The organism is Mesorhizobium sp. M7A.F.Ca.CA.002.04.1.1 (assembly GCF_004022805.1).
Taxonomy (GTDB): domain Bacteria; phylum Pseudomonadota; class Alphaproteobacteria; order Rhizobiales; family Rhizobiaceae; genus Mesorhizobium; species Mesorhizobium ciceri.
Map to the genome: position 1 here is coordinate 1 of NZ_RZPL01000223.1, position 7,569 is coordinate 7,569.

8 protein-coding genes are annotated in these 7,569 nt (G+C 65.3%); 5 read left to right on the plus strand and 3 right to left on the minus strand.

Annotated elements, in window-relative coordinates; all coding sequences use genetic code 11:
• On the plus strand, nucleotides 1-1,319 hold a 1,319-nt coding region (locus ENZ75_RS13985; protein WP_245481154.1), incomplete at its 5' end, for a pitrilysin family protein.
• Nucleotides 1,316-2,185 carry a patatin-like phospholipase family protein gene (locus ENZ75_RS13990; protein WP_013532353.1) on the plus strand — a complete coding sequence of 290 codons (870 nt, stop codon included), beginning with the start codon at nucleotides 1,316-1,318 and terminating at the stop codon, nucleotides 2,183-2,185. The genes ENZ75_RS13985 and ENZ75_RS13990, both read left to right, overlap by 4 nt.
• Nucleotides 2,186-2,224: 39 nt before the next feature.
• Here ENZ75_RS13990 and ENZ75_RS13995 read toward each other — a convergent pair whose 3' ends face one another.
• Together ENZ75_RS13995 and efp are read right to left on the minus strand one after the other, a co-directional pair.
• Entirely contained in the window at nucleotides 2,225-2,767 is a 543-nt protein-coding gene (locus ENZ75_RS13995; protein ID WP_063167724.1) for a dihydrofolate reductase family protein, read from the minus strand.
• Between the two features lie 179 nt (nucleotides 2,768-2,946).
• The gene (gene efp, locus ENZ75_RS14000) at nucleotides 2,947-3,516 is read right to left on the minus strand and encodes an elongation factor P (protein ID WP_013532351.1); all 570 of its coding nucleotides are present in this window, start codon (nucleotides 3,514-3,516) and stop codon (nucleotides 2,947-2,949) included.
• 117 nt (nucleotides 3,517-3,633) lie between these two features.
• Between efp and epmA the strand changes: the two genes are divergently transcribed.
• Nucleotides 3,634-4,674, plus strand: coding sequence for an EF-P lysine aminoacylase EpmA (gene epmA, locus ENZ75_RS14005; protein ID WP_063167725.1), 1,041 nt, complete (start codon nucleotides 3,634-3,636; stop codon nucleotides 4,672-4,674).
• A gap of 112 nt (nucleotides 4,675-4,786) precedes the next feature.
• Nucleotides 4,787-6,037 carry an FAD-dependent oxidoreductase gene (locus ENZ75_RS14010; RefSeq protein ID WP_082826431.1) on the plus strand — a complete coding sequence of 417 codons (1,251 nt, stop codon included), beginning with the start codon at nucleotides 4,787-4,789 and terminating at the stop codon, nucleotides 6,035-6,037.
• Between the two features lie 23 nt (nucleotides 6,038-6,060).
• On the opposite strand, the gene ENZ75_RS14015 is transcribed toward ENZ75_RS14010, so the two are convergent.
• A complete protein-coding gene (locus ENZ75_RS14015; protein ID WP_013532348.1) occupies nucleotides 6,061-6,477 on the minus strand; it encodes a VOC family protein in 417 nt (138 codons plus the stop codon).
• A gap of 166 nt (nucleotides 6,478-6,643) precedes the next feature.
• Between ENZ75_RS14015 and ENZ75_RS14020 the strand changes: the two genes are divergently transcribed.
• A partial coding sequence (locus ENZ75_RS14020; RefSeq protein WP_164887817.1) for a TldD/PmbA family protein occupies nucleotides 6,644-7,569 on the plus strand: 926 nt, incomplete at its 3' end.

The window sequence follows — 7,569 nt, forward strand, 5'->3', positions numbered from 1 at the left end:
GGCGTGCACTCACCACCCTCTTTCTCTCCATCCTCTTCCTCATCCTGCCGGCGCTCACCGCGCGGGCCATGGAGATCCAGTCCGTCACCTCGCCAAAGGGCATCACCGCCTGGTTGGTCGAGGATTATTCCGTGCCGGTCGTGGCCATCCGCTTCGTCTTTGGCGGCGGCTCGACGCAGGATCCTGTCGGCAAGGAAGGACTGGCCAATCTGATGACCGGCCTGTTCGACGAAGGCGCCGGCCCGCTCGATAGTGAAGACTTCCAGATCAAGCTCGACGATGCCGGCGCCGAGATGAGCTTCGACGAGAGCCGCGACGGCATCTACGGCTCGATGCGCATGCTGGCCGAGCAGCGCGACCAGGCCTTCGACCTGCTGCGGCTGGCGGTCAACGAGCCGCGCTTCGACCAGTTGCCGATCGACCGCATCCGTTCCCAGATCCTGTCCGGCATCATCGCCGGCGAAAACGACCCGGACACGGTGGCGCAGAACAAATGGGCGCGCGCCCTCTATGGCGACCATCCCTATTCCCGCTCCGATCAGGGCACCAAGGAAAGCATCGCCGCCATCACGTCCGATGATCTGAAAGGCCTGCACAAAGCGGTGTTCGCGCGCGGCGGCCTGCATGTCGCCGTAGTCGGCGCCATCGACGCGGAGACGCTGAAGAAGAAGCTCGACATGGTGTTCGGCGACCTGCCGCAGAACCAGGCGCTGAGGCCTGTGGCCGATATCGACCCGAAGCTGGCGCAGCATATCGAGGTCGACTACGACCTGCCGCAGACCTCCCTGCAGCTCGCCTTTCCCGGCGTGAAGCGCAAGGCGGCGGATTTCTTCCCCGCCGTGCTGATGAACGAGATCCTCGGCGGCGGCACCTTCACCTCGCGCCTGTTCCAGGAAGTGCGCGAAAAGCGCGGACTGGCCTACAGTGTCAACTCCTCGCTCATCAACCAGGACCACGCTAACGCGTTGATCGTCAGCACCGGCACCCGGTCCGACCGTGCGGCCGAGACGCTTGGCATCGTCCGCGATGTCGTCAAGCAATTGGCCGAACAAGGCCCGACCGAAGCGGAACTGGCGGCGACCAAGAAATACATGATCGGCGCCTACGCCATCAACAATCTGGACTCGTCCAGCGCCATCGCCTCGACATTGGTCGAGTTGCAGCTCGACGATCTCGGCATCGACTACATGCAGCGCCGCGCCGGCTACATCAATGCGGTGACGCTCGAACAGGTCAAGGCGGCGGCGAAAAAGCTGCTGACCACCGAGCCGACCATCATGGTCATCGGCCCGAAACTGGCCGGAGCCGGCAAGGGATGAGCCCCACCTTCGGCATCGCCTTCGGCGGCGGCGGCGCGCGCGGGCTGGCCCACATCCATGTCATCGAGGCGCTGGACGAGCTCGGCATCAAGCCGGTGGCGATTGCCGGCTCGTCGATCGGCGCCATCATGGGTGCCGGCATGGCATCGGGTATGGCCGGCAAGGACATCCACGACTACGCCCGCTCGATCCTCGGCCGCCGCGCCGAGGTGGCCAGCCGCATGTGGCGGGCGCGGCCGGGCACGATAGCCGAAGCCATGCAGAACGGCATCCGCGTCAGCCAGTTCAATGTCGAGCGCATCCTGAAAGCCTTTCTGCCCGAGGCCATCCCCGAAACCTTTGCCGAGCTGAAGATCCCGCTGAAGGTGACGGCGACCGACTATTTCGGTCACAAGCTGGCCGTCTTCGAAGACGGCGACCTGCACTCCGCGCTGGCGGCGTCAGCGGCCATCCCTGCCGTGTTCCGTCCGGTGATGCGCGACGGCAGGCTGCTGATCGACGGCGGCATCTACAACCCCGTGCCGTTCGACCTGATCGAGAACGACGCCGACATCATCATCGGCGTCGACGTCGTCGGCGCGCCGGAAGAGGCCGACCGCAAACAGCCGACCTCCGTCGACCTGATGTTCGGCGCCACGCAATTGATGATGCAGTCGATCATCGCCAACAAGCTGAAGCAATGCCGCCCCGACATCCTGGTCCGCCCGGCAGTGTCGAGATACCGGGTCCTCGATTTCCTGAAGATCGACGCGCTGATGAACGAGACGGTGGATATCAAGGACGAACTGAAGCGGCAGGTGGAGAAGGCGGTGGAGGCGAGGAATAGCGCCGCCATCAAGGGGAGACGGGGCAAGCAGGTCGGGTGAGGATGCATCTCCCCATTCGATCTGAAAGGCTCCAACCGATTACGACTTAGCCGCCACCGGCGCATACTCCAGCGCCACAACGCCGTTGCTGAACGGCGTGGCCGAAATCAGTTCGAGCGACACCGGTTCGCCGCCTGGGAACAGCGGCTTGCCTTGGCCGACGGTGCCGGGATAACTGAGCAGCCTGACGCGGTCGACCAGGCCATGGCGCAGCAATTCCTGCGCGACGCTGAGGCTGCCATGCACATAGATGTTGCCGCCGCTGCCTTGCTTCAGCGTCCTGACCGCTTCCGGCAGCGGTCCCTTCAGCAATTCGGCAGGCTTCCAGTCGAGCGCCTTCAGGCTGTTCGACGCGACATATTTCGGCAGCGCGTTGAACCGTTCGGCAAAATCTCCGGTTTCCGTCGGCCAGGAGCCGGCAAAGATCTCATAGGTCGTGCGCCCCAAAAGCATGGCGCCGGTGTCGGCAAGCTCGTCCTCCTTGAACCTGTTCATCTCGTCGTTCCAAGTCATGCTTGGCAGCTTCTCGACCTCGGCAATGCCATCGACGCTGATGAATTCGGTGACGATAAGTTTTCGCATGGCGTTCTCCTTCTTCGCTCAAAGGACGGACCGCGCAGGGTCATTGCGACACGCTTCGTGAAAAATATCACTGTGCGGGCGGAGGCGCCGCGTTCAAGGGGAGACAGCGGAAGAGGACAAGGGTGAGCCCTGGTGAAACGCAGGGCTGGCCGGTAAACCCGTAACCCCACCGCTCGTCTTCAGTCCTTCGCCCGCTCCACATAAGCCCCATCCGCCGTCATCACCACCACGCGGGTGCCCGGCGCGATGTGGGGGGGCACCAGGGTGCGCACGCCGTTGGACAGCACGGCCGGCTTGTAGGACGACGAGGCCGTCTGTCCCTTGGTCGTCGGCTCGGTTTCCACCACTTCGAAGGTGGCGCGCTGCGGCAGCACCAGGGAAATGGCAATGCCGTTGAACTGCGACACCTGCACGGCCATGCCTTCCAGCAGGTAAGGTGCCATGTCGCCGACCACGGCTTCCGACACCGCCACCTGGTCGTAGGTTTCCGGGTTCATGAAGTGAAAGCCTTCGCCGTCGCGGTAGAGGAAGGTGTGCTCGCGCTCTTCGACATAGGCGCGCTCGACCTGCTCGGTGGTGCGGTAGCGTTCCGAAACCTTCACCCCGTCGCCGATGCGGCGCATGTCGAGCTGCGTTACCGGCGTGCCCTTGCCTGGGTGGATGTTTTCGGCAAAGAGGATCACATAAAGCTTGCCGTCCTTGTCGACGACATTGCCTTTGCGGAGCGAACTGGCGATGACTTTCACCACGGTTTTAAATCCTGCAAGAAGAGTTGACTGGCGTTTGCCGGCTAGTGCGGCGCTGGATGGGGGCCTACCGCATCTTGGCCGCCGCCGCCAGCCCCCTTCCACCATGTTCCGAGCCGCATGACCGAAGCTTCGCCCTGGTGGACGCCTGACGTTCACGCCGACCGCCGCCCGCGGCTGATGCTGCGCAATGGCATCGCCGCCGGCCTGCGCGACTGGTTCGCCGCCCATGATTTCGTCGAGGTGCAAACGGCGGCGCTGCAGGTCTCGCCCGGCAATGAGGCGCATCTGGCGGCTTTCGCCACGGAAGCGGTCGGGCCGGACGGTGCAAGGGCGCCACTCTATCTCCACACCTCGCCGGAATTCGCCTGCAAGAAGCTGCTCGCCGCCGGTGAAACCAGGATTTTCAGCTTCGGTCCGGTCTATCGCAACCGCGAGCGCGGCCCCTTGCATCATCCCGAATTCACCATGCTCGAATGGTACAGGGTGGGCGAGGCCTATGAGAGCCTGATGCTGGATTGTGCGGCCTTTCTGGCGCTGGCCGCGACAAGGACAGGGGCGACTCTTTTCTCTTTCCGGGGCCGCGACTGCGATCCGTTTGCCGAGCCGGAACGACTGACGGTGGCGGACGCTTTCGCCCACTATGCCGGCATCGACCTGCTGGCCACGGTCGCCGCCGACGGCAGCACCGACCGCGACGCGCTGCACGCCGCCTTGACCTATGCCGGCCTGCGCACCGCGCCCGACGACAGCTGGGCCGATCTGTTCAGCCGGGTGATGGTGGAAAAAATCGAGCCGTTGCTCGGGCAGGGCCGCGCGACCATCCTGTGCGAATATCCCGTCGCCGAGGCGGCACTGGCGCGGCCGAGCCAGCGCGACCCGCGCGTCGCCGAGCGTTTCGAGCTCTATTGCTGCGGCGTCGAACTCGCCAACGGCTTTGGCGAACTGACCGACGCCGACGAGCAGCGCCGGCGCTTTGTTATCGAGATGGACGAGAAGCAGCGCGTCTATGGCGAGCGCTATCCGCTGGACGAGGATTTTCTCTCAGCCCTTGCCATCATGCCGCCGGCCAGCGGCATCGCACTCGGCTTCGACCGGCTGGCGATGCTGGCGACCGGCGCGCAAAAAATCGAGGACGTGATCTGGACGCCTGTCGCCTGAGGGCGGAAAGATCTGGCCTATTCGATTCCAGGGATCAAGACTGGACCGTGACCCCGAACCAAGAGACCACATGATCGGTACTGGATTTCAAGGTCAATCGGGAAGATCTACAGTGGCTGCTTCTGAAACGGTCGAAATCGCCATTGTCGGCGCCGGAGTTGTCGGGCTGGCGACGGCACTTCGCCTTGTCGCGGACGGCCGCGAAGTCCTGCTCATCGATCCGAACGAGCCGGGCTCCGGCGCGTCGTTCGGCAATGCCGGAACGATCGCCGAATATGCCTGCATGCCGGTCGGCACTCCTGCGGTGCTGCGGGCATTGCCAAAGCTGCTGCTTGATCCCGACAGCCCGTTTTCGCTGCGCTGGCCGGCGCTGCTGCAGCTGGCGCCATGGCTCGTTCGGTTCATGCGGCAATCGCTGCCGGCGGCCACCCGGGCCAATGCACTGGCGCTCGCCGGACTGCTGGCCGACGCCCTTCCAGCCTGGGAAGACATGGTCGGGGAGGCCGGGCTGGAGGACCAGATGCGCCGCAATGGCTGTCTTTACCTCTATCGCCGCTTGAGCGATTTTGCCGCTGGCGCCGGCGGCCGGGCAATGCGCGCTGGGTTTGGCATCCACCAAGAGGTCCTGACTCCCGAAGAGGTGGCGGCGCTTGAGCCGGGCCTGCCGGCGACAGCAGCGCATGGCGTGTATTTTCCCGACTCGATCAATGTCACCGATCCGGCAATGGTGATGCGGCGGTTGCTGGGCGCGGTGAGTGCCCGTGGTGCATCGGTGAAGCAGGCAGAGATCACCGGGCTGCAGGTCGAGGCTGACGGTGTGCAGCTCAGCGGACCCGGCGTTCGCATCAAGGCTGGCACGGTGGTGATCGCCGCCGGTGCACGGTCGCGCGCACTGGCCGCGCAGGCCGGCGACAGGATTCCGCTCGAGACCGAGCGCGGCTATCATCTGGAATTCCAGACCGACGCGCCGCTGCTCAACCGACCTGTCTGTCCCGTCGATCTTGGTTTCTACCTGACGCCGATGGCTGGCCGCTTGCGGGTCGCCGGCACCGTCGAACTCGGCGGCCTGGTCGCGCCGCCAAATCCGCGCCGGCTGGCGCTGCTTGACCGTGGCGCCAGGCAAATTTTTCCCAGGCTCGGCTCGCCTGCCTCGCAATGGCTCGGCTTCCGGCCGTCCCTGCCGGATTCCAGGCCGGTCATCGGCGCTTCGCGCGGCAGCTCCCGCGTAATTCATGCTTTCGGGCACGGCCATCTCGGCCTGACGCTGGCTCCGATCACCGCGCGGCTGGTCGCCGACTTGATCGGCGGACGCGGCGATCCGGCTCGGCTCGCACCTTTCGCGGCGGGCCGTTTCGGCCGTTGATCGATGGATGCCCTCGATCTGAGCTAGTGCGCGAAAACCTGCTCCAGCGAGCGAAAGCCCTTGAATTCCAAGGCATTGCCCGAGGGGTCGCGGATGAACAGCGTTGCCTGTTCGCCGGGCTCGCCCTTGAAGCGGACCATCGGCCGTTCCAGCCAGTCGATGTCGTCGCGCGCCTCCAGCCGTGTCGCCAGGCGCTGCCAGTCGTCCATCAAGAGCACCGCGCCGAAATGCGGGATCGGCACGACAATGCCGTCGACCTTGCCGTCGCTGGGGGCCTGTGCGGCCTGCGGCCGCAGATGCGCCGACATCTGGTGACCGTAGAGGTCGAAGTCGACCCAGGTCGCTGACGAGCGGCCGATCGCGCAGCCCAGCACCTCGCCATAGAAAACGCGGGTTTCATCGAGATCACGGACCGGGAAGGCGAGATGGAAAGGCGTCATCGAAATGCTCCGTGCAGGCTGCGAACCGATTTTGCGTCACAGGGTTCGCGGTTTGAACCGTCCGCCCTGCATTTTGATTGAAGCCTATGCCATTGCACAAGCCGGACCGGAACAATAGATGGGTGGGCAACGGCCGCACACCGGCCGCACCAGCAGGATTTCAGGCATGACCGACATATCAGACGCAGCAAAATTGACCGACCGCGTCGCGGCCCTGGTCGAGGCTGCCAAAAAGGCCGGCGCCGATGCCGCCGACGCGGTGGCCGTGCGCGGCCGCTCGACCGGTGTGTCGGTGCGTCTCGGCAAGGTCGAGGCTACCGAAGCTTCCGAAAGCGAGGATGTGGCGCTGCGCGTTTTCGTCGGCGGCCGCGTGGCGAGTGTCTCGGCGACAGCGGCGTCCGACCCGAAAACGCTGGCCGAGCGCGCCGTGGCGATGGCGAAAGTGTCGCCGCAGGATCCCTATCAAGGGCTGGCCGATCCGGCATTGCTCGCCAAACAGACGCGCGATCTCGACCTGTTCGACGCCACCGAAGTGTCGGCAGACCAGTTGAAGGAAGCCGCATTGGCGGCGGAAGCGGCAGCGCTTGCCGTCAAGGGCGTGACCAATTCGGCCGGCGCCAGCGCCGGTGCCGGGCTGGGCGGCCTGGTGCTGGCCACCTCGCACGGCTTCCTCGGCCACTATGTCGGCTCGCGTTTTTCGCGCTCGGCCAGCGTTATCGCCGGCGAGGGCACCGGCATGGAGCGCGACTATGAATTCTCCTCGCGCCAGCATTTTGCAGATCTCGATGCGCCCGAGGACATCGGCCGCAAGGCCGGCGAGCGCGCCGTGCGCCGCATCGGCGCGCGCAAGGCGGCGACCGGGCCGGTCGACGTGGTGTTCGACCCACGCGTCGCGCGCGGCATCGCCGGCCATCTCGCCGGCGCCATCAACGGCGCCTCGGTCGCGCGCAAGACCTCGTTCCTGCGCGACATGATGGGCAAGCAGGTGGCCGCCTCCGCCATCACCGTCACCGACGAGCCGCTCCGGCGACGTGGCCAGGCCTCGCGTCCGTTCGACGGCGAAGGCGTCGAGGGCGAAAAGCTGTTGATGGT

What these genes read in the sequence shown, in the direction of transcription:
- ENZ75_RS13990 (WP_013532353.1), top strand. Translation starts at nt 1,316, where the DNA reads ATGAGCCCCACCTTCGGCATCGCCTTCGGCGGCGGCGGCGCGCGCGGG.
- ENZ75_RS13995 (WP_063167724.1), bottom strand. Translation starts at nt 2,767, where the DNA reads ATGCGAAAACTTATCGTCACCGAATTCATCAGCGTCGATGGCATTGCC.
- epmA (WP_063167725.1), top strand. Translation starts at nt 3,634, where the DNA reads ATGACCGAAGCTTCGCCCTGGTGGACGCCTGACGTTCACGCCGACCGC.
- ENZ75_RS14015 (WP_013532348.1), bottom strand. Translation starts at nt 6,477, where the DNA reads ATGACGCCTTTCCATCTCGCCTTCCCGGTCCGTGATCTCGATGAAACC.